Source organism: Bradyrhizobium zhengyangense (genome assembly GCF_022012555.1).
GTDB classification, from domain to species: domain Bacteria; phylum Pseudomonadota; class Alphaproteobacteria; order Rhizobiales; family Xanthobacteraceae; genus Bradyrhizobium; species Bradyrhizobium zhengyangense.
In genome coordinates, this window is record NZ_JAKLTZ010000003.1 from 442,891 (window position 1) to 468,375 (window position 25,485).

Here is a 25,485-nt window from a genome sequence, read left to right on the forward strand (position 1 = left end):
TGCAATTTTGCGCTGATGCGACGAAGCAATCCAGACTGCCTCCGCGGAGGGATTCTGGATTGCTTCGCTGCGCTCGCAATGACGGTATTGATGAAGCGGAGCCTCCCTCACACCACATCATCCGGCGCCAGCGCGCAGCCGTTGTCCGGATGGGTCTCGATCTGGAGCGTGGTATGGCCGATACGGAAGGTGGTCTTCAAGAGTTGCGCGGTCTCCATCAAGAACGCGTCGACGGTGCCTGCGGGCATCACGAGATGGCAGGTGAGCGCCGTCTCGGTCGTGGAGATCGGCCAGACGTGGAGATCGTGGATCGCCGAGACGCCGGGCCGCGCCAGCAGGAACGCCTTGATCGCGGCAAGGTCGGTGCCCTTGGGCGCGGCCGCCATGGACATGTCGATGGAGCCGCGGAGCAGGCTGGTCGTGCCCCACAAAATGCTGGCGCAGATGGCGAGGCTGGTAACTGGGTCGAGCCAGAGCCAGCCGGTCCAGATGATCAGCGCCGCCGAAATCACGACGCCGAGCGAGACCGCGGCGTCGGCGGCCATGTGCAGATAGGCGCCCTCGATGTTGATGTCGTCCTTGCGGCCGCTCGCAAACAACATGGCGGTAAAGCCGTTGATGAAGATGCCGATGCCGGCGACCACCATCACGGTCACGCCCGCGACGGGCTCGGGCTCGCGCAGCCGCAGGATCGCCTCCCAGCCGATCGCACCGGTCGCCACGAGGAGAAACACGGCATTGGCGAGCGCCGCCAGAATCGTGGACGCGCGGAAGCCATAGGTGAAGCGGCCGCTCGGCGCACGCTTCGCCGCGACCGAGGCGCCCCAGGCCACGACCAGGCCGAGCACGTCGGACAGATTATGGCCGGCATCGGCGAGCAGCGCGGTGGAATTGCCGATATAGCCATAGATCGCCTCAGCCACGACCAGCGCGGTGTTGAGCGTGATGCCGATCGCGAAGGCCTTGCCGAAATTGGCGGGCGCATGGACATGGGCGTGACCATGACCATGGGAATGATCGTGGCCATGATCATGCGCGTGGCCGTGGTCATGGTGGTGATGACCGTGATGGTCGTGGCTACCCAAACCTAGCGCTCCCGGCTTCAGCCAAATCAGGCGCCATTGTAGGCGTTTCGCCTGCGCCGTCACGTCGGAACAGCATGTAGAGCGCCGGTAGCACCAGCAATGTCAGGATGGTCGAGGAGATGATGCCGCCGATTACGACGGTCGCGAGCGGCCGCTGCACTTCGGCGCCGGCACCGGTTGCGAGCGCCATCGGCACGAAACCGAGGGAGGCGACCAGCGCCGTCATCAGCACCGGGCGCAGCCGCGTCAACGCACCCTCGCGCACGGCCTCGGCGACGGGGCGTCCGTCGCTGCGGAGCCGCTCGATGAAGGCGATGATGACGAGGCCGTTGAGCACGGCGACCCCTGATAGCGCGATGAGGCCGACCCCGGCGCTGATCGACAGCGGAATGCCGCGCAGCAAGAGCGCCGCGACACCGCCCGTCAGCGCCAGCGGTACGCCGGAGAACACCAGCGCCGCATCTGCCGCCGATCCCATGCTCATGAACAGCAGCAGGAACACCAGCGCGAGCGCGACCGGCACGACGATCGTCAGCCGCTTGCTGGCGGAGACCAGTTGCTCGAACTGGCCGCCCCAGCCGATCCAGTAGCCCGGCGGGAGTTTTACTTTCTCGGCGACGGCGGCTTGCGCCTCAGTGACGAAGGAACGCAGGTCGCGGCCGCGAACATTGGCCATGACCACCACACGGCGCTTGCCGTTCTCGCGGCTGATCTGGTTGGGGCCGGGCGCGATCTCGATCGCGGCCACGGAGGAGAGGGGGACGTAGCGGAGCGTTGCGCCCGAGACGCCGGACCAGGCGGTCTTGGTGACGGGCATCGCATCCTCGCCCGGTGGCAACGGGATCGGCAGCGACTTGATCGCGTCAGGATCGGCGCGCAGGCTCTCCCGCAGCCGCACCACGATATCGAAGCGGCGATCGCCCTCGAACAGCTTTCCGGCCGGCTTGCCACCGATCGCGATCTCGACGAGGTCTTGCACTTCGCTGAGGCTGAGGCCGTAGCGCGACAGCGCCTGGCGGTCGAGCTTGACGGTGAGGATCGGCAGGCCTGCGATCTGCTCGGTCTTGACGTCGGCCGCGCCGTCGATGCCGCGCATGACGCCATTGACCTGCTGCGCAACATTGGCCAGCACGTCGAGATCGTCGCCAAAAATCTTGACGCCGACGTCGCTCCTGATGCCGGCGATGAGCTCGTTGAAGCGCATCTGGATCGGCTGGGTCATGCCATAGGCCGTGCCGGGCAGGGTGTTGGCGGCGCGTTCAATCGCCTCGATCACCTCATTCTTCGGCTTGGCGGGATCGGGCCATTCCTCGCGCGGCCTCAGCGTGACATAGGTGTCGGCGGCGTTCGGCGGCATTGGATCGTTGGCGATTTCGGCGGTGCCGATCTTGGAGAAGATGGTCGCCACTTCCGGCACCTGTTTGACCGCCTTCTCCAGTCGCAGTTGCATGTCGACGCTCTGGGTCAGGCTGGTGCCGGGAATCCGGATCGTCTCGATGGTGATGTCGCCTTCATCGAGGCTCGGGATGAACTCGCCGCCCATGCGCGTTGCCGCAAACAGGCTGCCGGCGACGATCAGGACAGCACCGAGCGCAACGCCGCGCCGGTAGCGGATGGCACGGTCGAGCAGCGGCACATAGACCCGCTTCGCCGCGCGCATGAAGATGTTCTCGGTCTCCGAGACCTTGCCGGTGACGAAGATCGCAATCGCTGCCGGGACGAAGGTGACGGAAAGCAGGGCCGCGCCGGCGAGCGCCATCAGCACGGTCAGCGCCATCGGGGTGAACATCTTGCCCTCGGTCCCCGTCAGCGTCAGGACCGGGAGGTAAACCACGGCGATGATGAGCGTGCCGACCAGGCTCGGCTTGATGACCTCGCTACTGCCGTCTCGGATGGTCTGGAGCCGTTCATCCAGCGTCAGCAGCCGGCCGCCCCGGTGCTGCTCGGCGGCCAGCAGCCGCAGGCAGTTCTCGACGATGATCACTGCACCGTCGACGATGATGCCGAAGTCGATGGCACCTAAGCTCATCAGGTTGGCGCTCACCTTGCTTTCGACCATGCCGGTGATCGTGAACAGCATGGACAGCGGAATGACGCAGGCCGTGATCAGCGCGGCACGGATGTTGCCGAGGATCAGGAACAGCACCGCGATCACCAGCGCGGCGCCCTCAATGAGGTTCTTCTCGACGGTTTGAATGGTGGCTTCCACCAGATGGGTGCGGTCGTAGACCGCGTGCGCGATGACGCCGTCGGGCAGCGATTTTGCGATCTCGCCTAGCCTTGCTGCGACCCGCTGGGCCACCGTGCGGCTGTTTTCGCCGATCAGCAGCATGGCAGTGCCGAGCACCGTCTCGCTGCCGTTTGCTGTCGCAGCGCCGGTGCGCAGGTCCTGGCCCTCACTCACCTCGGCGACGTCGCGGATGCGGACCGGCACCCCGCCGCGCGAGCCGATCACGATGTCTCTGATATCAGCGATATCGGCGACCTGGCCCGGCGCACGGACCAGATATTGCTCGCCGTTGCGTTCGATATAGCCGGCGCCGATATTGGCATTGTTGGCGGCAAGCGCCGTCATGATGTCGCGGAAGCCGAGCTTGTAGGCCATCAGCCGGCCGGGGATCGGCAGCACGTGGAATTGCCGCTCATAGCCGCCGATCGAGTTGACCTCGATCACGCCGGGAATGGTGCGCAGCTGCGGCTTGATGATCCAGTCCTGGATGGTGCGGAGCTCCGTCGGCGTAAAATCAGCACCGCTCGGCGACTTCGCGCCCGCCTTGGCTTCGACCGAATAGACATAGATCTCGCCGAGCCCGGTCGAGATCGGTCCCATCGCGACCTCGGTGCCTCCAGGAAGCTGATCCTTGGCCTGCTGAATGCGCTCGTTGACGAGCTGACGCGCGAAATAGATGTCGGTGCCATCCTGGAACACGACGGTCACCTGGCTCAGGCCATAGCGCGAGATCGAGCGGGTGTAGTCGAGCCTGGGCAGGCCGCCCATCGCGGTCTCGAGCGGGAAGGTGATGCGCTGCTCGGCTTCCAGCGGCGACAGGCCCGGTGCGCGCGTGTTGATCTGCACCTGCACGTTGGTGACATCAGGGACGGCGTCGATCGGCAAGCGGGTGAAATTCCAGACCCCGAAGGCGCCGGCCGCGAGCGCAAGCAGCACCACCAGCCAGCGCTGGCGGATAGAGAAGGAAAGCAGCGCGTCAATCATGATCGGCGTCTCCTTTGCCCATCTCGGCCTTCACGACAAAACTGTTCTCGGCGACGTAATGCTCGCCCGCGGTGAGCCCCGCCTTGATCTCGACGAATTGCGGATCGGAGTCGCCAAGCTCGACCGGGCGCGCCTCGATCTTGTCGCTGTCCTCGCGAACGAACACGATGGTCCTGTTCTCCAGCGTCTGGATCGCGCTCCGGCGCACGGCGACCGCGACATTGCGGGCGGCGAGGACCAGCCGCGCGGTGACGAACAGGCCAGGACGCAAGCGTCCGTCGGGATTTGCCAGCAACACGCGGGCGAGAGCAGTCTGTGTCTCGCTCGAGCCGATCGGTGCGATGTAGGAGATCGTGCCTTTGATCTCTCCGCGGCCGTCGTCGGGATCGATCAGCACCTGATCGTTGAGGCGCACGCGCTTGAGGTCCTGCCGATAGATCGAGAGGTCGACCCAGATGGTGGAGAGGTCGGCGACGACGAAGGCCGGCTTCTGCTCAGAGGCGTATTCGCCGAGCGAGATCTGCCGGTCGATGATGGTGCCTGGTATCGGCGCCTTCAGCTCGTAGACGGTGAGACTCTGGTTGCTCTCGATGGTGGCAAGCAGATCGTCCTTGCCGACCTTGTCGCCGATGCGCTTCTGGATCGATTTTGCCACCCCCGGAAAACGCGGGGTGACCTGGACGACCGCTTCTTGATTGGCGCGCAGGATGCCGTTGAAGGAGAGCGTATCGGTCAGCGTGGCGCTCGCAGCTTCCGCAAGCGTCACGCCCGCTGCGGCCAGCTTGACATCGGAGATGCGGATGCGGTCGGCGCCGTGCTCGTCCTGCTCGATATGGTCGTTCGGCTTCTCGGGCCTCTTCTCTGCCGCGTGGTCGGTCGATGCGACCTTGACCGGCGTGAGCATGGAATAGCCGTAGGCGCCGAGGGCGGCGGCCACGATGGCCACAACAATGGTCGAGGACGTCTTCATCGCGCGCTCTCCCGGGCCAGCGCAAAGGGATTGCCGACGAGGCCTTCAATTGTGGCGACGCCGGCGTGGAAGTTCTGCAGGGCTTCCTGCTCGCGCAGCCGCGCCTGTGTCACGCTCGCCTGGGCGTCGAGCACCTCGAGCAGGGTGAAGCGGCCCTGGCCGTAGCCTTGCGAGATCGCATCCGCCGCTTCCGTCGCCTTGGGGATGGCGGTCTCGCGCAGCACCGAGAGCTCGCGCAGCGAGCCCTGCAGTGAGTCATAGGCGCGCCCGGCGATCACGATCAGCGTGTTGCGGTTGGCCTCGCGTTCGGCTTTCGTCTTGGCGAGACTTTCCTGGGCCGAGAGGACGTTGCCCTGGTTCTGGTCGAACACAGGGATCGGCACCGAGACGGTGAGACGCACCGCGTCGTCATTGGTTTCGTTGAAATGGCGCCAGCCGGCGGCGATCCGCACGTCAGGATAGGGTTTGAGCCGCGCCATCAGCAGCTCGGCATTGCGCTGCGCATAGACGGCGGTCCAGCGCACCAGCTGCGGATTGGCATCGATGGCCGCGACCACGGACTGGAAGGTCGGCGGCCGTCCCGTGGTGTCGAGCCGGCCGGAGACCTCGCCGAATTTCGCCATGGGATCGCCCATCAGCACGGCCAGCTCGCGCCGGGCGCTTGCCAACGTCGCCTTGAAGCGCTCGCGGTCGGCTTTCACCAGCGCGGAGGCGACCTCGGCGCGGCCGGTCTCGGCCGGCGAGGAGGCGCCGGCCTCCACGCGGCGGTGCAGCAGCGGCGTCAGCCTGTCGATCGCCGCAATCTGCTCGTCGAGGATCTGGATGCGCCGCTGTGCGCCGAGCACGCTGAGAAAGGCGATCGCGGTCTCCGACAGCACCTCCAGCCTGATCGCCTTGCGCTGGATCGCGGCGACCTCCATGCCGGCCGCTCCGGCCGCGATCCGCGCTTCGCGCTTGCCGAACAGCTCAAAGGCCTGGCTGATCTGGAGCGTGGTCTCGGCCGATTTGGTGCCGCGATAGACGCCCGACCCGAACGAATTATCCTGCTCGTAGGATAGTTCCGGATTGAGCAGGGCACCGGCCTGGATGCGCTGGCCCGTGGCGATGCCGACATCGCGCTCCGCCGCGGTCAGGCGCGGGCTCGCGGCCAGCGCGCGCGACAGTGCGGCGCGCATGGTCAGGGTCTGGGCCTGCGCTCGTTGCGCCAGCCAGGGGCTGATAAGCATAGCCATCGCGCACGCAAGGCGCGCGGCCGTCCGTCTGCAAGACATGAAGGTGACCTGTGAACGAGAGCATCATTGGCGCCGCAGCGCCCGGCTGATCAGTTCAGTCAGGACTTGGGGGGCGGGGAGACCGTATCGGGCGCAATTCCGATCAGCGCAGGCACGCGCTGCTGAACCGGCGCTGCCATCAGGTCTGTCGCGGCGCCGGATTGCAGCGGCTGCACGACAGCGACGGAGAAGCAGCCGTGGCAGTGATGGCCTGCCAGCGCCTTGTGATCGCCGTGGCCGTCAAAACCGCTGTCGAGGAGCGATGCGATCTCCGATCCGCCCGAAGGGCTGGTGACATCGATGTCGTGCGCGCCATGGAGCACGCCCGCAAGCAGGTAGATGGTCGCCACCACGACAGCCACCAACCCACGCCAGTTGCGCGGGGAGCAAAAGCTGGAGATGCGGCGGGGCGTGGTCACTGTGGCGCTCGGTTCCTGATCTGCCTCCGGTAGCACGGCGGCCGGAACAGTGTCGACCCGCAACATTGTTACGTGTGGGGAACCTGATGTCGCGAGCGCCCGAACGAAAAGGCCCCAGCCCGGGGCTGACCGGCTGAGGCCTCTTCTGTGCTCACAATCTTCATCCGTTGGGACTTGCAGAGACAATTTCGGTCTCGCTGGTTCGTTCCGGCAGCTTGTAAAATTTAGGAACGTTCTCCGGTCCCCCTCATTAGCGCCCCGGAGCGTTTGAGGAGGAAGGGACTATGGACGGACTGATCTATCTGATCGGCCTGATCGTCGTGATCATGGCGATCTTGTCGTTCTTCGGCCTGCGCTGAGAGACCCGCTATGACGATTGAAACTCTCGTGCAGGACAACATCGTGGAAGGCGGCTTCATCGCCGCCGAGGAGCAGCGGAGCATCCAGTGGAGCTCCGTCATATCAGGCGCTTTCGCGTCCGGCGCAATGTCGTTCATTCTGGTCAGCTTTGGCGTGGCCATTGGCCTCGGAGTCAGCTCGGCGTCGCCGACCTGGCGCGACGCCTCGGCCGCGCTGGCGCTGCTGTCAGGACTGTATCTGATCATCCAGGCGATCGTCAGTTTTGGCTTCGGCGGCTACATCGCCGGCCGCACGGCCAGGCCGGCGCCCACGCTTGCAACGATTGAGGATGACGGCGAGCGGCGCGACGGGCTGCACGGGCTGATGTCATGGGCACTGGCCATTCTGATCGGTGCCGCGCTGCTGGCGATCATCGGTGCCGCGGCGATCGAGCGCTCGCCGGTGCGCAGCGGAGCCGGCAACGCGACCTCCGCCGAGCCCTTGCTCAGCTACGAGCTCGACAAGTTGTTCCGCGCCCCACGCCGACCTGTCAACACCGACATGCGGGAAGCCCGTGCCGAAGCCGGGCGCATCCTGATGACGTCATCGAGCCACACCGGCATCACCGTCGATGATCGTGCCTACCTCGTGCAGCAGGTCGCGGCGCTGACGGGACTGGGCGCACCCGACGCCGAGCGGCGCGTCGATGCGTCGATCGCCGACGCCCACACGGCGATCAATCGCGCCAGGCGCAATTCGGTCATCGTCGCCTTCTCGGTTGCAGCGGCGGCCCTGATCGGCGCTGCCGTGGCCTGGGCTGCGGCCGTGGCGGGCGGGCGTCACCGCGATGGCGAGCCGCTGCCGAACTGGATGGCCAGTTCCAACCGTTTCCATCGCAGCCGGCGTGCCATGCCGGTGCCGTAGCCGGCCTTCAGTCGCCGCTGGCGCGTTCGAAGCTGGTGCAAAGCTGCTCGGTTTCCTGAAGGGTCAGCTGGGCCCGATGAAGCCGGCACCGAAACTCGGTATCGGTGCGCGCCTTGTTCAGGCGCGCGTCGGCACTTCTGCGAAGAAAAATACAGTCGCTGCAACGACCGGCGCTGGTTTCGGTGCGTGGTGCGTCGATGCGGTTCAGGATTTCGTTCAACGCATTCCTGAGCTTCAGGCGATCCTCCGCGACCAGTGTCGCGATCGCGTTCGCCATGCCGCTGATCGGGTCATGCTGGGCAAGCAGTTTGTTGCCTTGTGGGGTCACGCAAAGCATCACCGACCGCTTGTCGCTGGGGGCAGGTTCGCGGACCACATATGATTTGTCCTCGAGCGTCTTGATGATCTGTGTCGCGGTCGCCCGGGTCGTGCCGATATAGTCGGCGACTGCCGTCGGGGATTTCGAGAATCTGTTGGCTCGCGCGAGGAATCGCAGCGCCTTCCATTCCCGGTCACGCAATCCGCGCAGATCGTCCAGAACCTGGCAGGCGCCCGCCGCCTGAACCAGCAACTCAACTGTTTCGCGTATGAGGGGCATGATCAGCTCGGATAAGGACGGAGGGAGGTCTGCCGGCGTGCGGCACGCCCGGCCGGCGGCGGTTTTCGTTGACCCAGATCAAGGGTGGACAAGGTTGCTGCCTGTGAAATCGCAGGCTCAGGGGCGTCAACGCTCGCAGAATCAATCGTGCCGCCCGTCCTGTGATCTAGGAGCGGGCTGCGGTTCCGTGTTGTGATTGCGAGCCGGCGATTTGGCGATCGGGGTCAATCGCGATTGATACTGCCATGCACCACACCAATCGCTTCAGTTCCATCCCCAGCGCATCAGGCGGGATCGCGCGATTGGCTTGCGCGCGCGTTCGCGACGCCGGACGGGATCTTGCACAGATGGCGTCGCGGGCAGGGCTGGCGCTTGCGCTGATCGACGAGCCGGCCCGCCGGCTCGACGTGGCCGCACAGATCAAGCTGCTTGATCTGGCGGCTCGGGAGCTCGGCGACGAGCATCTCGGCTTCCATCTGTCGCAGGACTTCGATCTCCGCGAGATCGGTCTTCTGTATTACGTCATGGCGTCGTCGGAGACCGTCGCGGACGCGCTTCGCAATGCCGCGCGCTACAGCACGCTGAACAACGAAGGGGTTCAGCTATCCGTCGATCTCGATCGCGGCACTGCGATTTCGCTTCACTATCTCGACGTCGAGCGTCAATCCGACCGCCATCAGGTGGAGTTCTGGATCGGCGCCCTGGTGCGCGTCTGCCGGCGGCTCACCAACAACCGATTGGCGCCGCAGCAGATCAGGGTGAGGCATCATCGTCCCGAACTTTCGGCCGGGATCAAAAACTTTCTCGGCTGCGAAGTCCACTTTGGATCTTATGCCGACGAGATCGTCTTTGCCGCGGGCACGGCGTCGCTTCGATCCGTCGACGCGGACTCCTATCTCAACCGCCTGCTGTTGAGTTACGCCAACGAGGCCCTGGGCAAGCGGCCGCAGCCACGATCGAGCTTGCGATCTCGCGTCGAGGAGGCGATCGCTCAGGCCTTGCCACATGGGCAGGCCAATGCTGCCATGATTGCGGGACGTCTCGGCATGAGCCGCCGGACGCTCGCTCGCGCGCTGGCGGAGGAGGGCGTGACGTTCTCGGAATTGCTCGCAGAGCTGCGGTCGCTGCTGGCCAAACGCTATCTGAGTGAGCGCGAGCTTCCGATCTCGCAGATCGCCTGGCTGCTCGGCTACCGCGAGACAAGCTCCTTCACCAACGCCTTCGCCCGCTGGACCGGCTCGACGCCGCGGCAATTTCGCGTCACCCACGGCGGCCGATCAAAGCCGTCCAATCGCCGGCGCGCGGTGAGAATGCCGGGCAATCGCAGCAGATGAGCTTAGGCCTTCTCCTCCCAGATCATCGCCAGATGCACGATGGTCTGCACCGCCTTTTCCATGTCCTGCCGGCTCACCCATTCCAGCCGCGAGTGAAACGCGTGCTCGCCCGCAAAAATGTTGGGGCAGGGCAGGCCCATGAAGGAGAGGCGCGAGCCGTCGGTGCCGCCGCGGATCGCGGTGCGCATCGGGCGCAGGCCGGCCCGGCGGATCGCCTCGATGGCGTATTCGAGGATATGCGGGTAACGATCGATTACCTGCTTCATGTTGCGGTACTGCTCGCGCACCTCGAACTTGTAGGTCGAGCGCGGGTAGTCCTTCATCACGTCCTTGACGATGCTCTCGAGCAAGGCTTCCTTGTCCTTCAGCCCTTCCTCGGTGAAGTCGCGGACGATGAAGGAGAGCGTCGCCTGTTCCAGCGCGCCTTCGATGCCGACCGGATGCAGAAAACCCTGCTTGCCTGAGGTGGTCTCGGGCGAGCAGCCTTCCTTCGGGAGTCGCTCGACGATGGCGGCCGCGATCTTGATGGCGTGCTCCATCTTGCCCTTGGCATAACCAGGGTGGGCGCTGACGCCCGTGATGGTGATGGTGGCGCCGTCGGCGGAGAAGGTCTCGTCCTCGACGCTGCCGGCGCTCTCGCCGTCCATGGTGTAGCCGAAGTCGGCGCCGAGCTTCTTGATGTCGACATTGTCGACGCCGCGGCCGATCTCTTCATCCGGCGTGAACAGGATCCTGATGGTGCCGTGCTTCACGTCCGGGTTGTTGATGAAGAAATGCGCGGCATCCATGATTTCGGCGACACCGGCCTTGTTGTCGGCGCCGAGCAGCGTAGTGCCGTCGGTGGTGATGATGTCGTTGCCGATCTGGTGCTTCAGCGCGGGATGCTCGGTGAAGCGGATCACCTGGCTGGCGTCGCCCGGCAGCGTGATGTCGCCGCCGCGATAGTTCTTCACGACCTGCGGCTTGACGTCCTTGCCGGTGACGTCGGGCGAGGTGTCCATGTGCGAGCAGAAGCAGATCACCGGCACTTTCTTGGTCGTGTTGGCCGGGATCGTCGCGTAGACGTAGCCGTAATCGTCGAGATGGGCATCCGCGACGCCCATGGCCTTCAGCTCTGTCACAAGAACGCGGCCGAGATCCTTTTGCTTCTCGGTCGATGGCGAGGCAGGGGAATTCGGATCGGACTGGGTGTCGATGGTGACGTAGCGCAGGAAGCGTTCGGTCACGGTATGCGTGAAGGTCAGGGACATTTCTGGTCAAACCGCCGGGCTTTGGGGAGCAGGTGTTGGGAAGCAGCCGATATACCAGAAAGCGGGCGGCGTTGCGGCACCGGCGACGCTGGATCAGGCTTAACGAAGCGTGAGCGCTCAGATCGCCTCTTTCAGCTCCTTGACCGGGCGGAACGCGACCTTCTTGCTGGCCTTGATGTGGATGGCTTCGCCCGTGGCTGGATTGCGGCCGGTGCGGGCGGCGCGCTTGCGAACCTGAAGGATGCCGAGCCCAACGATACGAACGCGGTCGCCCTTCTTGAGGTGCTTGGTGATGAGGTCGACCATGTCGGTCAGGACCGCTTCGGCATGCTTCTTGGAGAGGTCCTGGCTCTCAGCGATGTCGGCGGCCAGGTGCTTGAGCGTGATCGTGGCGGGGGCGGTGGCCTTCTTCGCCGAATCCTTCTTGGCCGAGTCCTTCTTAGCCGAGTCCTTCTTAGCCGAGTCCTTCTTAGCCATGTCTGGCCTCCTCGATTCTTGCGGGGTCGCGGAGAGAGGGCCTCGGAACCTCGCAAGTAACGGAAGGCGTAGACGATTCGGGACCGGGCTGACTACGTCGCGGGATGTGGGAGGGACGATACCTGCGCGCTGGCGGCGCGACACGGGACTATTCCGGCTGTGGGTGCCAACGTCCTTGACTTCACAATGTCACGCCTTTAAGTCCCCCCTCGTTCCGCGGACATCGCGTCACGCGGGAGTAGCTCAGTTGGTTAGAGCGCCGGCCTGTCACGCCGGAGGTCGCGGGTTCGAGCCCCGTCTCTCGCGCCATTTTTGGCAACATCTTCCTCCCTTCGCCGCCACCATCACTATCCAAACCACGCCCGTCGTGCGACCGCCGCTGATCAGGCGGCAAATTCATTTGTCTTATCAAGATGTTGTGTGCTGATCTTCAGTCGTTTCAGGAAAGCAAAAGGCCGCCTCGTGGCAGCCATTGCATCTCAAGTCGGACCTTTTTCGGCGATTAGCGAATTTCAGAGGTGCCCGAGCTCGTGATCGCCACCGGCTTGCCGGCCTTGATCACATGAGTGGACTGGGCGGTCTGGCTAAATTCGGCGTTGGTGCGGGCTGCGATCCCGAAGGCGGCCACTGCGATGCCGGCCACCAGCGCCACCACCACGATCTTCAGGTGGGTACCCCGATCTGCAGAGTGAATTGAGTGGTTCATCGAAGCCTCCCGACGGGCTTTGGCGCCGTCTGTAGGCTGATGTCTTAAGGAGCATCTGTTTCCGGATCGTTTCGCGGGTTCCGCAAAATGGTTTCATCTGGCGATTTCACCGCTTCGCCTTGGGCCCTCTTACCTGCCGCGTAATCGCACAGGCCCCGTCAGCTCGTCATGATCGCTTCCATCGGCCGCGAACAATCCGGCAAGGGAGAAGCACCATGAACCGTCGAACCGTCCTCGAAGCCACGCTACTCGGAACCGCCTTGGCGGCATCGGGCACAAGTGCGCCAGCAGCGGCCCAACCTGCTGTGCGATCGCCCTATGTGACCGCCAGGGACGGCACGAAACTGTTCGTGCAGGACTGGGGCAACGGAAAGCCTGTGCTGCTGCTGACGGCCTGGACCTTCGATGCCAGCACCTGGGGCAGTCAGATCGAGGCTCTCACTGCGAAAGGCTTTCGTTGCGTTGCGCCTGACCGGCGCGGACATGGCCGATCGGAGATGCCCTCATCGGGCTATGACCTGGACACACTGACCGACGATGTCGCCGCGGTGATCGAGGCACGCAATCTGCGTGACGTCACGCTGGTGGGCTTCTCGATGGGGACGGTCGAGGCGGTGAACTATCTCGGACGATATGGCTCGGACCGGATCGCAAGGCTGGTGCTGGTCGCGCCGACGACGCCGTTTCTGGTCAAGACCGAAGACAATCCGGATGCTGTTCCGAGGGCGATGATCGAGGCCGACAACGCGGCCGTCGCGCGCGACTTCGCCAAATGGATTGCGGCGAATGAGGCGCCGTTCTTCCTGCCCGAGACGCCGGAGATCACGCGGACCTGGATCCGCGAGATGATGCTGCGCGTGCCGTTGCCGGTGGCGATGGCCTGCCGCAAGACCATCTCCCTCTCCGATCTGCGCGCGGCTGCCGCCAGGATCGATCGCCCGACGCTGATCCTGCATGGCGACAAGGATGCCAGCGCGCCGCTGCCCTTGACGGGAGCCAAGACCGCGAAACTGATCAAGGGCAGCAAGCTGATCGTCTACGAGGGCGCGCCGCACCCTCTGCCGCTGACGCACGGCGAGCGGCTGATTGCGGACATGCTTTCGTTCATGGCGGCTTGAGGGGGCTCAGCCCGCCCTGACGATATCGGCGCGGATGGTCCGCGCCGCCCAGATGAACAGAAGCGCGCCGAGCGTGGTCGTGACCGCCGCTGAGAGCAGCGAATAGCGCACGGCATCATTGCCGTAGCTGCCCTTCAGCGCATCATTGACCACGCCGACGGCGAGCGGGCCGACACCCTGGCCGAAGCAGGTCGCGGTGAGCGCGATCAGAGCCGAGGCCAGCGCCCGCATGCTGGGCCTGGCCACCGTCTGCGCAATCGCGAAGATCGGCCCGAGATGGAAGCCGACCAGGAAGGAGGTCAGCGCCAGCATCGCGACCATCATCGCGAAATCCTGCGTCAGCATGCAGAGCGCAAAGACGGGACCGGCGAGGCCTGAGGTGATCGCCGGCGCCCACAGCTTCCAGCGGTCGTCGCGGCGGCTCACTTGTGCCACCACGAAGCCTCCGAGCAGGGTGCCGGCCATGCCGGCAAGCCCCTTGAAGGTGCCGGCATAGGTGCCGATCTCGGCGCTCGACAGATGATGCACGCGCGCCAGGAACGGCGGGATCCAGGCCGCGGTCGCGTAATTGGTGTAGGTCGTGAGGCAGAAGCCGATCAGCACGATCATAAAGCTCTGCTGCGAAGCGAGGAAGCGCAGCGTCGGTCCGAGTGGCTCGGGCACGAAGCTCTCCTGCATCGCGCCGCGCTTTGGCTCGGAGATCGTCAGCCACAGGGTCAGCGCGAGCAGGATGCCCGGCACGCCCGCGACATAGAAGGCCATGCGCCAGCCATAGTGCTGATTGACATAGCCGCCGACGAAATAGCCGAGGAAGACACCGAGATAGGTGCCGATGGCGTAGACGCCGAGCGCACGCGGGCGCTCGTTCTTGGCAAACAGGTCGGCGACGATCGATTGCGAGGCCGGGGAGCCCGCGGATTCGCCGATGCCGACGCCGATCCTCGCAAACGCGAGCGCTGTCACGCTCGACGCGGCGCCGCACAGCGCCGTCATTGCGCTCCAGAACGCGAAGGCGATCGCCACGATGTTGCGGCGGTTGAGCCGGTCGGCGACGCGCGCGATGGGAATGCCGAGCAGGGAATAGAACAGCGCGAAGCCGAAGCCCGCGAGCAGGCCCATCATGGTGTCGCTGAGTTGAAACTCCTTCTTGATCGGCTCGATCAGGACGTTGAAGATCGTGCGGTCGAGAAAGTTCAGCGCGTAGATGATGGTGAGCAGGCCGAGCACGTAATAGCGCCGCGCCGTGGGTTTCTCCGCGGAGGTGGTCTGCACCGACATTTGTGACGTCACATCGACCATCGCTCCCCCCAATCTGTCTTTTGTTGTTATCGTTGGTCCAGCCCAGTTCGGGCTGACTAGCCTTCGCGGATGTAGTTCCCCGCTTCGAACGCGACTTGCGGCGCGCCTGTGTCGAATGAAACGCCGACCGGGTCACGGCCTGCTTCCATCGCTTCCAGTTGCTCGCCCAGCATGCGCCGGATCATCAGGATGCCGCGGTCGCTTTGGCCGAAATGCTCCTCGGAATGAACGGTCACCGGGCCCTGGCCGACCTGGGCCTCGTAATCGCCGGGGAATTGCTGGTGCTCTTCTTCCGTCATGTCCCACCAGAATTTTCCGTTGAACTTCGAGCGCATGCGGCCGATGTCGCCTGATGTCTTGACGCGGCCGGCGACATAGATGCGGAACGAGGTGTCGTCGATCGGCAGCGTCCAGCCGATCGACTCGACACGGGCAAATTGGGCGACGCGCGGATTGGGAACCACGCGCAGCGTGGGGAGGGCGGCTTCGGTGACGCGGTAAAAAACTTTGCCGTCGTCCTGCTTGCGGATCGAGCGCACGGCGATGCCGCGTGGCGTCTTGTCGAACGTCACCTCCGGCATCGAGGCCATCATGTTGGTGAATTGCGGCCCCGAGAACGAGCCGTGCAGGACCGGCACGTGATAGGGATCGACCACGTTCTCGAAATGCTGCAGCCAGTTGCAGGGAATGATTGCCGGTCCGCCGCCACCGATCGATGAATCGTCGGCCTCGACGAACTCGCCGTCGTCCATGTTTTCGAGGCACTCGTAAGCCGGCAGCACCGGACGTTTCTCGGCCGGGCCCATATAGGCGAAGATCAAGCCGTAGCGCTCCTCGACGGGGTACCAGGGCTGGCGCACCTTGTCCTCGAACTGGCCGCCATCGGGCTCACAGGGTTGCTCTAGACAATGACCCTCGGTGTCGAACTTCCAGCCGTGGTAGCAGCAGCGGATGCCGTCCTCTTCGACCTTGCCGTAGTAGAGCGTGGTGCCGCGATGGCAGCAGCGGGCGTGAAGCAGGCCGACGCGGCCGTGCTTGTCGCGGAACAGGATGAGGTCCTCGCCAAGTGCGCGCACCTTCTTCGGCGTGTCGGTGGCGTCGCTGACGAGGCCGACCGGATGCCAGTAGCGGCGGAGCAATTCGCCCATCGGCGTGCCGCGTACGACCGAGGTGAGCTCGATGCGCGTGAGCGCCGGCTTCATCGCATAGGCTGTGCCGAGATCGCGATCCCGCTGGGTCATCGTCATGCTGGTTCCTCCCGCCGCGGGCCTTGGGTGGCCCCGTCGCTCCTGGCGCGTTGAGCTAGTGAAAAATAATTCGATGACAATGTCAACGATCATCCCAGGGTGCTTCACAAGCGCATTTGGGACAGATTGGGCAGGTTGCGCTACCAACGCTCTACGACCACTTGGCACGTCCTGGCTTTCTTGGCAGAGGTGGGCCATGAGCCAGACATCGAGCAGGGACGGGCGTGCATCGTCCGATACGGACGACAATCATTCGCCGGCCCCGATCACCGTGATGCTGTCGTCACGGCTGATGGTGCTGGCCAATCTGCTCAAGCGTGGCGCCATCCTGCGCTACAAGCGTCTCGCCGGATTGTCCTCGGTCGAGTTCGGTCTGGTCGCCTCGCTCGGCCGGCGGCCATCGATGAGCGTGGCCCGGCTCGCCGAAGCGGTCGGTCAGGACAAGGGGCAGATCAGCCGTGCATTGGCGGAACTCGTATCGCGCAAGCTGATCGAGAAGTCGACAAATCCGAAGGATAGTCGCGAGGTGCTGGTGTCGCTGACACCAGCAGGCCTCGCCGCGCATGATGTGATCGTCGAAGGCGCGCGGGAGCGCAACCAGATGTTGCTCGAGCAATTGAGCAATGACGAACTCGTGACGCTGCTCGCGCAAATCGATCGTCTCACCGCAACCGCGGAAGCGATGCTCGAAGCCGAGAAGGTTGTGCGCTGATCGTCCGGGTATCTCCGGATCTCCTGACATGACGCATTCGCTAGACGAGCCCCGGTCCCGTCGTGACGCATGGCTCCCCTGACCGCGCGCCTATGGATACGTGTCTTTGCTGCACCGGTCTTGCTCGCCGCCGCGACCAGCACGGGTCTGTTGGCTGCGCTGCTCTGGGGAACGGCGGGCCAGTATGTCGCCTGGGTGACAGTCGGGCCACCGGTGGCGGTCGTCGCCTGGGTTTGGGTGCGTCGCCGCAGCGAGAAAACCCGGCCATTTCCGCCGGCGATCCAGGGCAAATAGCGGGGCGTGGCGGGTCCGCCGCAATCTCAGAAACTGCTGCCCTGCAAATCTGTGCCTGCCCTTGTCGCGTCGGGCGATCTGCTCCATACCAGCCGCCGGGTGATTCCGGGATTTCCACCGGTCTGGGAGCAGCAAAGGGCCTGAAAAGAGCGTGTCTTGCGCCCATTGGTGCACTGCGCTAAGGCTCAGAATAATTCCAAATCGGACGAATCCGTGGCTGTCCCGAGGCTGCGGGAAAAAGGGCTCGTCAATGAGCGGCATTCTACAGAACTATCTTCCACTCGTCGTCTTTATAGGGGTAGCGGCCATCATCGGCCTGGTGCTCCTGATCGCGCCCTTCATCGTGGCGTTCCAGCAGCCGGATCCGGAAAAGCTGTCGGCGTATGAGTGCGGTTTCAATGCCTTCGACGATGCCCGCATGAAGTTCGACGTCCGCTTCTATCTGGTCGCCATCCTCTTCATCATCTTCGACCTCGAAGTGGCGTTCCTGTTTCCGTGGGCGGTGGCGTTTGGCAAGCTTGGCGCGACCGGCTTCTGGTCCATGCTGGTGTTCCTCGCCGTTCTGACGGTGGGCTTCGCCTATGAATGGAAGAAAGGCGCACTCGAATGGGATTGAACCCTGCAACGTCCTCCGGTCCGGTCGTGGCGCCGGCGCCCAAGGGCATCCTGGACCCGTCGACCGGCAAGCCGGTCGGGGCCAATGATCCGTTCTTTCTTGAGGTCAATTCCGAGCTCTCCGACAAGGGCTTCTTCACGGCTGCGACCGACGACCTCATCACCTGGGCCCGTACCGGCTCGCTGATGTGGATGACCTTCGGTCTCGCCTGTTGCGCGGTCGAGATGATGCAGGTGTCGATGCCGCGCTATGACGTCGAGCGCTTTGGCTTTGCGCCGCGTGCCTCGCCGCGCCAGTCCGACGTGATGATCGTCGCCGGCACGCTGACCAACAAGATGGCGCCGGCGCTGCGCAAGGTCTACGACCAGATGCCCGAGCCGCGCTACGTGATCTCGATGGGCTCCTGCGCCAATGGCGGCGGCTATTACCACTATTCCTACTCGGTCGTGCGCGGCTGCGACCGCATCGTCCCGATCGACATCTATGTGCCGGGTTGCCCGCCCACGGCGGAAGCGCTGCTTTACGGCGTGCTGCTGCTGCAGAAGAAGATCCGCCGCATCGGCACCATCGAACGCTAAGGTTTTACGTCATGGACGACGCCAAGCTCGACGCCCTGGGGCAGACGATCGTGAGCGCGCTTCCGGGCGCTGCCACCGGTTATCAGGTGGCCTTCAACCAGCTCGCGGTTGATGTCGAGGCCAGCAAGATCGTCGAGGTGGTCAAGTACCTCCGCGACGATCCGAACTGCCGTTTCGTCAACTTCACCGACATCACGGCGGCCGACTATCCGTCGCGCGAAAAGCGTTTCGACGTGATCTATCACTTCCTGTCACCGACCCTGAACACGCGCATCCGTCTCAAGGCCCAGGCCGACGAGACCACGCAGGTGCCGTCGCTGATCGAGGTGTTCCCCGGCGCCGACTGGTTCGAGCGCGAGGCCTACGACCTCTACGGCGTGTTCTTCGTCGGTCACCCCGACATGCGCCGCATCCTCACCGATTACGGCTTCGAGGGGCATCCGCTGCGCAAGGATTTCCCGCTGACCGGCTTCCTCGAGGTCCGCTACGACGACCAGGAGAAGCGGGTGGTGTACGAGCCGGTCCGGCTCAACCAGGAATTCCGCAAGTTCGATTTCCTCTCGCCATGGGAAGGGGCGGACTATCCGCTTCCCGGTGACGAGAAGGCAGGACCGAAGGCCTGATCATGAACGAGCAACCTGAACAGCTTCGTAATTTCACCATCAACTTCGGGCCGCAGCATCCAGCCGCGCACGGCGTGCTGCGTCTGGTGCTGGAGCTCGACGGTGAAGTCGTCGCTCGCGTCGATCCGCATATCGGCCTGCTTCACCGCGGCACTGAAAAGCTGATCGAGCAGAAGACCTATCTGCAGGCGATCCCGTATTTCGACCGGCTCGACTACGTCGCGCCGATGAACCAGGAGCACGCCTTCTGCCTCGCCGCCGAGAAGCTGCTCGGCATCGAGGTGCCGCGTCGCGGCCAGTTGATCCGCGTGCTCTATTGCGAGATCGGCCGCATCCTGTCGCATCTGCTCAACGTCACCACGCAGGCGATGGACGTCGGCGCGCTGACCCCGCCGCTGTGGGGCTTCGAAGAGCGCGAGAAGCTGATGGTGTTTTACGAGCGCGCCTCGGGCAGCCGCATGCACGCAGCCTTCTTCCGTGTCGGCGGCGTGCACCAGGACCTGCCGCAGAAGCTGGTCGACGACATCGAGGCCTGGTGTGATCCGTTCCTCGAAGTGGTCGATGACCTCGACCGCCTGCTCACCGCCAACCGCATCTTCAAGCAACGCAACGTCGACATCGGCGTGGTGCCGCTGAAGGAAGCCTGGGAGTGGGGTTTCTCCGGCGTGATGGTGCGTGGCTCGGGCGCGGCCTGGGACCTGCGCAAGTCGCAGCCCTATGAATGCTATGCCGAGATGGATTTCGACATTCCGATCGGCAAGAACGGCGACTGCTACGACCGCTACCTGATCCGCATGGAAGAGATGCGCCAGTCGGTGCGCATCATGAAGCAGTGCATCCAGAAGCTGAACGCGCCTGATGGCAAGGGCCCCGTCGTCGTCGAGGACAACAAGGTCGCGCCGCCCCGTCGTGGCGAGATGAAGCGGTCGATGGAAGCCCTCATCCACCACTTCAAGCTCTACACCGAAGGCGTTCACGTGCCGGAAGGCGAGGTCTACGCCGCGGTCGAAGCGCCCAAGGGCGAGTTCGGCGTCTATCTGATCTCCGACGGCACCAACAAGCCCTACAAGTGCAAGATCCGCGCGCCGGGCTTTGCCCATCTCCAGGCGATGGACCACATCTGCCGCGGCCATCTGCTTGCCGACGTCTCGGCCATTCTCGGCTCGCTCGACATCGTGTTCGGAGAGGTCGATCGGTGATGGCGCAGGCGCCAATCCAGTTTGACCGTGCCTCGGGGGCCCTTGAAGGGGCCAACCTGTGGGAGCGGACGGCTGCCTTGGCGCTGGTGACGGGCTCGAAGATCTCCTCGCACTTCTCGCACATGGGCTACATCGCCTGCGCGAATTTGCTGCGGAAGACGCTGCCCGAGCGCAACATCGCGATCAAGCTCAACCCGGACGCCGTGTTCGAATTCCCGTACGGCGACGGTTACTGGAGCAAGCTGCTCAACCGGTCCTATTGCTATGAGGACGAGCTGGAGCTCTTGTTCAGCGACTCCATCGACGTCGATTACACGTTGCTCGATTGCGGTGCGAACTACGGCTACTGGTCGGTGCTGGTGTCGAGCAAGCCGTTCGGTTCGCACAAGGCGATCGCGATCGAGCCGTCGGGCCAGAACTATCCGAAGCTCGCCAATAATTCGCGCATCAACGGCAACCGCTTCGAGACCATGAAGTGCGCGATCGGCGCTGCCCGCGGCACCGCGCATCTGTCAGGCACCAAGCACGAAGCCTTCAGCATCGCCGGCGACGCATCGGCGGGCGGCGAAGAAGTGCCTGTCCTTGCACTCGATGACCTCATCGACGACGGCAAGGTCCCGGCATCAGGCAAATACCTGATCAAGCTCGACGTCGAGGGCGTCGAGATCGAGGCGATCAAGGGCGGCGCTCGCCTGCTTCAGACCGACAGCGTCATCATGTGCGAGGAGCACGGCAGCGACCGTTCTCATGCGGTGTCGCGCTACATCCTCGAACAGACCCCGATGAAGCTGATCGTGCTCGATCCGCGCACCAACCGGCTGGAGACCGTGACCGAGCTGTCGATCCTCGACCGCATCAAGGTCTCGACCCACGTCGGCTACAACGTTTTCGGCACCGCAAGCGCGTTCTGGCAGGACAGGATCAATGCCCTGAACGCCAAAACCGCGCGCCGCATGCAGTGAGAGATCAGATATGTCCGTTCGCCGATTAGCACCGAAGGAAGTCCAGCCCGCGAGCTTTACGTTCACGGACGAGAACCTCGCGTTCGCCAAGCAGCAGATCGCGAAATATCCAGCCGGACGTCAGGCGTCGGCCGTCATCGCCATTCTCTGGCGCGTCCAGGAGCAGCATGACGGCTGGGTTTCGGAAGCCGCGATCCGCGCCGTCGCCGACCTGCTCGACATGCCCTATATCCGCGTGCTCGAGGTCGCGACCTTCTACACGATGTTCCAGCTCGCCCCCGTCGGCAAGAAGGCCCACGTCCAGGTCTGCGGCACCACGCCGTGCCGCCTGCGCGGCGCCGAAGATCTGATCCATGTCTGCGAGAGCCGGATCCATCACGATCCCTTCCACCTCTCCAAGGACGGCAATTTCAGCTGGGAAGAGGTGGAGTGCCTGGGCGCCTGCGTGAACGCGCCGATGGTGCTGATCGGCAAGGACACCTATGAGGACCTGACCGCGGAAAGCTTCGGCAAGGTGCTCGACGGTTTCGCGTCGGGCAATCCGCCCAAGCCCGGTCCGCAGAACGGCCGCCAGTTCTCCGCGCCGATGGGCGGGCCGACCACGCTGAAGGAGACCTCCTGATGGGTCTTCCGTCCAAGGCGAATCGGGGGAGCGAAGCCGTGAAGAAATGGGGCTTCATCGCCATGCACTCCGCGCTCGCCGCCGCCTTCATGTTCCTGCTGCAGCGCTTCGTGATGAACGCGACGCAGGAATCCAGTCTGCTCTGGGCGCTGACCTTCGCCGTCTGCGCCGCCGGGCTTGCCTACAAGCAGGCCAACCGTTGATCGGAAAGCACTGATATGCTCGAGGACAAGGATCGCATCTTCAAGAACCTCTACGGCCTCCATGATTGGGGGCTCGAGGGCGCGCGGCGCCGCGGCGCCTGGGATGGTACCAAGACTATCATCGACAAGGGCCGCGACTGGATCATCAACGAGATGAAGGCGTCGGGCCTGCGCGGCCGCGGCGGCGCCGGCTTCCCGACCGGTCTGAAGTGGTCCTTCATGCCGAAGGAATCCACCGACGGCCGTCCGAGCTATCTCGTCGTCAACGCCGACGAATCCGAGCCCGGCACCTGCAAGGATCGCGAGATCATGCGGCACGATCCGCATCTCCTGATCGAGGGCTGCCTGATCGCCAGCTGCGCGATGAACGCGCACACCTGCTACATCTATGTCCGCGGCGAATTCATCCGCGAGCGCGAGCACCTACAGGCCGCGATCGACCAGGCCTATGACGCCAAGCTCGTCGGCAAGGACAACGTCAACGGCTGGCCGTTCGACATCTACGTCGCGCACGGCGCCGGCGCCTATATCTGCGGCGAAGAGACCGCGCTGCTCGAAAGCCTCGAAGGCAAGAAGGGCCAGCCGCGCCTGAAGCCGCCGTTCCCGGCCAATGTCGGCCTGTTCGGTTGCCCGACCACCGTGAACAACGTCGAGTCGATCGCGGTTGCCCCGGACATCCTGCGCCGCGGCGCCGCCTGGTTCGCCGGCATCGGCCGTCCGAACAATGTCGGCACGAAGCTGTTCTGCATCTCCGGCCATGTCGAGCGGCCGTGCAACGTCGAAGAAGCCATGGGCATTCCGTTCCGTGAGCTGATCGACAAGCATTGCGGCGGCATCCGTGGCGGCTGGGACAATCTCAAGGCCGTGATCCCCGGTGGCTCGTCGGTGCGCATGGTACCGGCCGAGCAGATCATCGACACGCCGATGGATTTCGACAGTCTGAGCAAGCTACGCTCGGGCCTCGGCACCGCGGCCGTGATCGTGATGGACAAGTCCACCGACCTGATCCGTGCCATCGCCCGCATCTCCTATTTCTACAAGCATGAAAGCTGCGGCCAGTGCACGCCGTGCCGCGAGGGCACGGGGTGGATGTGGCGCGTGCTCACCCGGATGGCCGAAGGCCGCGCCCACAAGCGCGAGATCGACATGCTGCTGGAAGTCACCAAGCAGGTCGAAGGCCACACCATCTGCGCGCTCGGCGACGCGGCGGCCTGGCCGATCCAGGGCCTGATCGCGCATTTCCGTCATGAGATCGAAGCGCGTATCGACCAGTATTCGCACAAGGCCGACATCGACGATGCCGGCGTCCGCGATCCCGTGAACATGGTCGCGGCGGAGTAGAGAGAATGACCAAGCTCATCATCGACGGCAAAGAGATCGATGTCCCCGCCGACTACACGCTGCTTCAGGCGTGCGAGGCGGCCGGCGCAGAGATTCCGCGCTTCTGCTATCACGAGCGCCTGTCGATCGCCGGCAATTGCCGGATGTGCCTCGTCGAGGTGAAGGGCGGCCCCAAGCCGGTCGCATCCTGTGCCTGGGGCGTGCGTGATTGCCGTCCGGGCCCGAAGGGCGAGCCGCCGGAAATCTCGACGCGGTCGCCGATGGTGAAGAAGGCACGCGAAGGCGTGATGGAATTCCTCCTCATCAACCATCCGCTGGACTGCCCGATCTGCGATCAGGGCGGCGAGTGCGACCTCCAGGACCAGGCGATGGGCTATGGTGTCGACACCAGCCGCTTCGCCGAGAACAAGCGCGCGGTCGAGGACAAGTATCTCGGTGCGCTGGTCAAGACCTCGATGAACCGCTGCATCCAGTGCACGCGCTGCGTCCGCTTCTCGGCGGAAGTCGCCGGCGCCCCTGAGATGGGGGCGACGGGGCGCGGCGAGGACATGGAGATCACGACCTATCTCCAGCACGCACTGACGTCGGAGCTTCAAGGCAATCTCGTCGACATCTGCCCGGTCGGTGCGCTGACATCGAAGCCCTATGCATTCGCTGCGCGCCCCTGGGAGCTCGGCAAGACCCAGTCGATCGACGTGATGGACGGCATCGGCTCTGCGATCCGCGTCGACACGCGCGGCCGTGAAGTCATGCGCGTGCTGCCGCGCATCAACGAGGCCGTGAACGAGGAGTGGATCTCCGACAAGACCCGCCACATCGTCGACGGCCTGCGCACCCAGCGCCTCGACCGGCCCTATATCCGCGAAGCTGGCAAGCTGCGCGCAGCGAGCTGGCCGGAAGCCTTCGCGGCGATCGCCTCCAAGGCGGCGCGAACCGACGGCAAGCGCATTGGCGCGATCGCCGGCGATCTCTCCGGCGTCGAAGAAATGTTCGCGGTGAAGGATCTGCTGGCAAAATTCGGCTCGGCCAATCTGGCGGTGCAGGGCGGCGACGCCTTCGATCCCGCGCTCGGCCGCGGCTCCTACATCTTCAACCCGACGCTCGCAGGCGTCGAGCAGGCGGATGCGCTTCTCATCATCGGCGCAAATCCGCGGAAGGAGGCGGCCGTATTCAACGCCCGCATCCGCAAGCGTTGGCGCGCCGGCGGCTTCAAGGTCGGTGTGATCGGCGCCAAGGCCGATCTCACTTACGACTATGATCATCTCGGCGCAGGCACCGAGACGCTCGGCGAGCTCGCCTCCGGCAAGCACTCCTTCATGGACGTGCTGAAGAACGCCAAGAATCCCGTCATCCTGGTCGGCGCAGGCGCAGCCTCGCGCCACGACGGCGCTGCCATTCTCGCCGCCGCCGCCAAGCTCGCGCTCGACGTCGGCGCGGTGAAGGACGGCTGGAACGGCTTTGGCGTGCTGCACGAGACCGCTTCGCGCGTCGGCGCACTCGACATCGGCTTTGTTGCAGGTCAGGGCGGCCTGAACGCCGCGCAGATGACGACTTTCGGCACGCTGGATCTGCTGTTCCTGCTCGGCGCGGACGAGATCAAGGCGCCTGATGGCACTTTCGTCGTCTACATCGGCACCCATGGCGACCGCGGCGCGCACCGCGCCGACGTGATCCTGCCGGCGGCCGCCTATACCGAGAAATCAGCGATCTACGTCAACACCGAAGGCCGCGTGCAGATGACCGGCCGTGCCGCGTTCCCGCCGGGCGAAGCCCGGGAGGACTGGGCGATCATCCGCGCGCTCTCGGAAGCGCTTGGCAAGAAGCTCGGCTACGACTCGCTTGCCGCGCTGCGCCAGGCGATGTTCAAGGCCGTGCCGCATCTGATCCGTCTCGACCAGATCGAGGCCGGCTCCGCCGACCAGGTCAAGAAGCTGGCGGGGAAGGGCGGCTCGTCCGAGAAGGCGCCGTTCAAGGCCGTCATCGAGGACTTCTATTTGACCAACCCAATCGCGCGTGCGTCCGCCGTGATGGCGGAATGCTCGCGGCTTGCCTCCGGGCAGATGCTGACCGCAGCGGAGTGAGCT

Annotated in this window: 25 protein-coding genes and 1 tRNA gene; 15 read left to right on the forward strand and 11 right to left on the reverse strand. The window is 64.5% G+C overall.

The annotated features are described in order from the left end of the window. Positions 1-107 precede the first annotated feature (107 nt). Genes L6639_RS12715 through L6639_RS12735 form a run of 5 tightly spaced genes read right to left on the reverse strand, consistent with a single transcriptional unit; the run spans position 108 to position 6,959 of the window. Complete coding sequence (locus L6639_RS12715; RefSeq protein ID WP_237861852.1) at positions 108-1,085, reverse strand: cation diffusion facilitator family transporter; 978 nt, start codon at positions 1,083-1,085, stop codon at positions 108-110. Then, entirely contained in the window at positions 1,078-4,299 is a 3,222-nt protein-coding gene (locus tag L6639_RS12720) for an efflux RND transporter permease subunit (protein WP_237861854.1), read from the reverse strand. The genes L6639_RS12715 and L6639_RS12720 overlap by 8 nt, the downstream gene beginning before the upstream one ends. Continuing rightward, entirely contained in the window at positions 4,292-5,269 is a 978-nt protein-coding gene (gene ihpB / locus L6639_RS12725; RefSeq protein WP_237861856.1) for a divalent metal ion exporter adaptor subunit IhpB, read from the reverse strand. Before ihpB ends, L6639_RS12720 begins: the two co-directional genes overlap by 8 nt. After that, positions 5,266-6,540, reverse strand: a complete 1,275-nt coding sequence (gene ihpA, locus L6639_RS12730) for a divalent metal ion exporter subunit IhpA (RefSeq protein WP_237861858.1) — start codon at positions 6,538-6,540, stop codon at positions 5,266-5,268. Before ihpA ends, ihpB begins: the two co-directional genes overlap by 4 nt. A gap of 59 nt (positions 6,541-6,599) precedes the next feature. Further along, entirely contained in the window at positions 6,600-6,959 is a 360-nt protein-coding gene (locus tag L6639_RS12735) for a hypothetical protein (RefSeq protein WP_237861860.1), read from the reverse strand. Between the two features lie 369 nt (positions 6,960-7,328). On the opposite strand from L6639_RS12735, the gene L6639_RS12740 reads away from it, so the two are divergent. Beyond that, positions 7,329-8,222 (forward strand): hypothetical protein, encoded by an 894-nt coding sequence (locus L6639_RS12740; RefSeq protein ID WP_237861862.1) that lies wholly within the window; start codon positions 7,329-7,331, stop codon positions 8,220-8,222. Between the two features lie 7 nt (positions 8,223-8,229). On the opposite strand, the gene L6639_RS12745 is transcribed toward L6639_RS12740, so the two are convergent. Beyond that, complete coding sequence (locus tag L6639_RS12745; RefSeq protein WP_237861864.1) at positions 8,230-8,820, reverse strand: MarR family winged helix-turn-helix transcriptional regulator; 591 nt, start codon at positions 8,818-8,820, stop codon at positions 8,230-8,232. Between the two features lie 245 nt (positions 8,821-9,065). On the opposite strand from L6639_RS12745, the gene L6639_RS12750 reads away from it, so the two are divergent. Next, on the forward strand, positions 9,066-10,154 hold the full coding sequence (locus L6639_RS12750) for an AraC family transcriptional regulator (RefSeq protein WP_276576233.1): 1,089 nt from the start codon (positions 9,066-9,068) through the stop codon (positions 10,152-10,154). 2 nt (positions 10,155-10,156) lie between these two features. Here L6639_RS12750 and pepT read toward each other — a convergent pair whose 3' ends face one another. Next, a complete protein-coding gene (gene pepT, locus L6639_RS12755) occupies positions 10,157-11,404 on the reverse strand; it encodes a peptidase T (protein ID WP_237861868.1) in 1,248 nt (415 codons plus the stop codon). Positions 11,405-11,521: 117 nt separating this feature from the next. Next, a complete protein-coding gene (locus tag L6639_RS12760) occupies positions 11,522-11,881 on the reverse strand; it encodes an HU family DNA-binding protein (protein WP_237861870.1) in 360 nt (119 codons plus the stop codon). A gap of 232 nt (positions 11,882-12,113) precedes the next feature. On the opposite strand from L6639_RS12760, the gene L6639_RS12765 reads away from it, so the two are divergent. Beyond that, a tRNA-Asp gene (locus tag L6639_RS12765) sits at positions 12,114-12,190 on the forward strand. A 193-nt stretch (positions 12,191-12,383) separates the two neighbouring features. Here L6639_RS12765 and L6639_RS12770 read toward each other — a convergent pair. Beyond that, a complete protein-coding gene (locus L6639_RS12770) occupies positions 12,384-12,587 on the reverse strand; it encodes a hypothetical protein (protein WP_237861871.1) in 204 nt (67 codons plus the stop codon). A 215-nt stretch (positions 12,588-12,802) separates the two neighbouring features. Here L6639_RS12770 and L6639_RS12775 point away from each other — a divergent pair, with 215 nt between their 5' ends. Continuing rightward, positions 12,803-13,705: an alpha/beta fold hydrolase gene (locus tag L6639_RS12775; protein WP_237861873.1), complete on the forward strand. Its 903-nt coding sequence runs from the start codon at positions 12,803-12,805 to the stop codon at positions 13,703-13,705. Between the two features lie 6 nt (positions 13,706-13,711). On the opposite strand, the gene L6639_RS12780 is transcribed toward L6639_RS12775, so the two are convergent. Both L6639_RS12780 and L6639_RS12785 read right to left on the reverse strand, forming a co-directional pair. Continuing rightward, a complete protein-coding gene (locus L6639_RS12780; RefSeq protein ID WP_237861875.1) occupies positions 13,712-15,004 on the reverse strand; it encodes a spinster family MFS transporter in 1,293 nt (430 codons plus the stop codon). 56 nt (positions 15,005-15,060) lie between these two features. Continuing rightward, positions 15,061-16,251, reverse strand: coding sequence for an aromatic ring-hydroxylating dioxygenase subunit alpha (locus tag L6639_RS12785; protein ID WP_237861877.1), 1,191 nt, complete (start codon positions 16,249-16,251; stop codon positions 15,061-15,063). Positions 16,252-16,447: 196 nt separating this feature from the next. On the opposite strand from L6639_RS12785, the gene L6639_RS12790 reads away from it, so the two are divergent. The 11 genes from L6639_RS12790 to nuoG all read left to right on the forward strand — a co-directional run bounded on the left by L6639_RS12790 (position 16,448) and on the right by nuoG (position 25,482). Then, positions 16,448-16,963 carry a MarR family winged helix-turn-helix transcriptional regulator gene (locus L6639_RS12790; RefSeq protein ID WP_237861879.1) on the forward strand — a complete coding sequence of 172 codons (516 nt, stop codon included), beginning with the start codon at positions 16,448-16,450 and terminating at the stop codon, positions 16,961-16,963. Positions 16,964-17,032: 69 nt separating this feature from the next. Then, positions 17,033-17,257: a hypothetical protein gene (locus L6639_RS12795; RefSeq protein ID WP_237861881.1), complete on the forward strand. Its 225-nt coding sequence runs from the start codon at positions 17,033-17,035 to the stop codon at positions 17,255-17,257. 250 nt (positions 17,258-17,507) lie between these two features. Further along, positions 17,508-17,873: an NADH-quinone oxidoreductase subunit A gene (locus L6639_RS12800; protein WP_092290902.1), complete on the forward strand. Its 366-nt coding sequence runs from the start codon at positions 17,508-17,510 to the stop codon at positions 17,871-17,873. Continuing rightward, positions 17,864-18,451 (forward strand): NuoB/complex I 20 kDa subunit family protein, encoded by a 588-nt coding sequence (locus L6639_RS12805; RefSeq protein ID WP_237861883.1) that lies wholly within the window; start codon positions 17,864-17,866, stop codon positions 18,449-18,451. Before L6639_RS12800 ends, L6639_RS12805 begins: the two co-directional genes overlap by 10 nt. Before the next feature lie 11 nt (positions 18,452-18,462). Then, positions 18,463-19,074 (forward strand): NADH-quinone oxidoreductase subunit C, encoded by a 612-nt coding sequence (locus L6639_RS12810; RefSeq protein WP_237861885.1) that lies wholly within the window; start codon positions 18,463-18,465, stop codon positions 19,072-19,074. Positions 19,075-19,076: 2 nt separating this feature from the next. Next, positions 19,077-20,273 carry an NADH-quinone oxidoreductase subunit D gene (locus L6639_RS12815; protein ID WP_237861887.1) on the forward strand — a complete coding sequence of 399 codons (1,197 nt, stop codon included), beginning with the start codon at positions 19,077-19,079 and terminating at the stop codon, positions 20,271-20,273. Continuing rightward, positions 20,273-21,235 carry an FkbM family methyltransferase gene (locus L6639_RS12820; RefSeq protein ID WP_237861889.1) on the forward strand — a complete coding sequence of 321 codons (963 nt, stop codon included), beginning with the start codon at positions 20,273-20,275 and terminating at the stop codon, positions 21,233-21,235. Before L6639_RS12815 ends, L6639_RS12820 begins: the two co-directional genes overlap by 1 nt. 10 nt (positions 21,236-21,245) lie before the next feature. Then, the gene (nuoE, locus tag L6639_RS12825) at positions 21,246-21,857 is read left to right on the forward strand and encodes an NADH-quinone oxidoreductase subunit NuoE (RefSeq protein ID WP_237861891.1); all 612 of its coding nucleotides are present in this window, start codon (positions 21,246-21,248) and stop codon (positions 21,855-21,857) included. After that, positions 21,857-22,060, forward strand: coding sequence for a hypothetical protein (locus tag L6639_RS12830; RefSeq protein WP_237861893.1), 204 nt, complete (start codon positions 21,857-21,859; stop codon positions 22,058-22,060). The genes nuoE and L6639_RS12830 overlap by 1 nt, the downstream gene beginning before the upstream one ends. 15 nt (positions 22,061-22,075) lie before the next feature. Next, positions 22,076-23,401 (forward strand): NADH-quinone oxidoreductase subunit NuoF, encoded by a 1,326-nt coding sequence (nuoF, locus tag L6639_RS12835; protein WP_237861895.1) that lies wholly within the window; start codon positions 22,076-22,078, stop codon positions 23,399-23,401. Positions 23,402-23,406: 5 nt separating this feature from the next. Further along, positions 23,407-25,482, forward strand: coding sequence for an NADH-quinone oxidoreductase subunit NuoG (gene nuoG, locus L6639_RS12840; RefSeq protein WP_237861897.1), 2,076 nt, complete (start codon positions 23,407-23,409; stop codon positions 25,480-25,482). Positions 25,483-25,485: the final 3 nt, after the last annotated feature.

What these genes read in the sequence shown, in the direction of transcription:
- L6639_RS12775 (WP_237861873.1), top strand. Translation starts at nt 12,803, where the DNA reads ATGAACCGTCGAACCGTCCTCGAAGCCACGCTACTCGGAACCGCCTTG.
- L6639_RS12820 (WP_237861889.1), top strand. Translation starts at nt 20,273, where the DNA reads ATGGCGCAGGCGCCAATCCAGTTTGACCGTGCCTCGGGGGCCCTTGAA.
- L6639_RS12815 (WP_237861887.1), top strand. Translation starts at nt 19,077, where the DNA reads ATGAACGAGCAACCTGAACAGCTTCGTAATTTCACCATCAACTTCGGG.
- L6639_RS12790 (WP_237861879.1), top strand. Translation starts at nt 16,448, where the DNA reads ATGAGCCAGACATCGAGCAGGGACGGGCGTGCATCGTCCGATACGGAC.
- L6639_RS12800 (WP_092290902.1), top strand. Translation starts at nt 17,508, where the DNA reads ATGAGCGGCATTCTACAGAACTATCTTCCACTCGTCGTCTTTATAGGG.
- pepT (WP_237861868.1), bottom strand. Translation starts at nt 11,404, where the DNA reads ATGTCCCTGACCTTCACGCATACCGTGACCGAACGCTTCCTGCGCTAC.
- nuoF (WP_237861895.1), top strand. Translation starts at nt 22,076, where the DNA reads ATGCTCGAGGACAAGGATCGCATCTTCAAGAACCTCTACGGCCTCCAT.
- L6639_RS12745 (WP_237861864.1), bottom strand. Translation starts at nt 8,820, where the DNA reads ATGCCCCTCATACGCGAAACAGTTGAGTTGCTGGTTCAGGCGGCGGGC.
- L6639_RS12780 (WP_237861875.1), bottom strand. Translation starts at nt 15,004, where the DNA reads ATGGTCGATGTGACGTCACAAATGTCGGTGCAGACCACCTCCGCGGAG.
- L6639_RS12770 (WP_237861871.1), bottom strand. Translation starts at nt 12,587, where the DNA reads ATGAACCACTCAATTCACTCTGCAGATCGGGGTACCCACCTGAAGATC.
- nuoG (WP_237861897.1), top strand. Translation starts at nt 23,407, where the DNA reads ATGACCAAGCTCATCATCGACGGCAAAGAGATCGATGTCCCCGCCGAC.
- L6639_RS12810 (WP_237861885.1), top strand. Translation starts at nt 18,463, where the DNA reads ATGGACGACGCCAAGCTCGACGCCCTGGGGCAGACGATCGTGAGCGCG.
- nuoE (WP_237861891.1), top strand. Translation starts at nt 21,246, where the DNA reads ATGTCCGTTCGCCGATTAGCACCGAAGGAAGTCCAGCCCGCGAGCTTT.
- L6639_RS12830 (WP_237861893.1), top strand. Translation starts at nt 21,857, where the DNA reads ATGGGTCTTCCGTCCAAGGCGAATCGGGGGAGCGAAGCCGTGAAGAAA.
- L6639_RS12785 (WP_237861877.1), bottom strand. Translation starts at nt 16,251, where the DNA reads ATGACGATGACCCAGCGGGATCGCGATCTCGGCACAGCCTATGCGATG.
- ihpA (WP_237861858.1), bottom strand. Translation starts at nt 6,540, where the DNA reads ATGTCTTGCAGACGGACGGCCGCGCGCCTTGCGTGCGCGATGGCTATG.
- L6639_RS12760 (WP_237861870.1), bottom strand. Translation starts at nt 11,881, where the DNA reads ATGGCTAAGAAGGACTCGGCTAAGAAGGACTCGGCTAAGAAGGACTCG.
- ihpB (WP_237861856.1), bottom strand. Translation starts at nt 5,269, where the DNA reads ATGAAGACGTCCTCGACCATTGTTGTGGCCATCGTGGCCGCCGCCCTC.
- L6639_RS12750 (WP_276576233.1), top strand. Translation starts at nt 9,066, where the DNA reads ATGCACCACACCAATCGCTTCAGTTCCATCCCCAGCGCATCAGGCGGG.
- L6639_RS12720 (WP_237861854.1), bottom strand. Translation starts at nt 4,299, where the DNA reads ATGATTGACGCGCTGCTTTCCTTCTCTATCCGCCAGCGCTGGCTGGTG.
- L6639_RS12805 (WP_237861883.1), top strand. Translation starts at nt 17,864, where the DNA reads ATGGGATTGAACCCTGCAACGTCCTCCGGTCCGGTCGTGGCGCCGGCG.
- L6639_RS12740 (WP_237861862.1), top strand. Translation starts at nt 7,329, where the DNA reads ATGACGATTGAAACTCTCGTGCAGGACAACATCGTGGAAGGCGGCTTC.
- L6639_RS12795 (WP_237861881.1), top strand. Translation starts at nt 17,033, where the DNA reads ATGGCTCCCCTGACCGCGCGCCTATGGATACGTGTCTTTGCTGCACCG.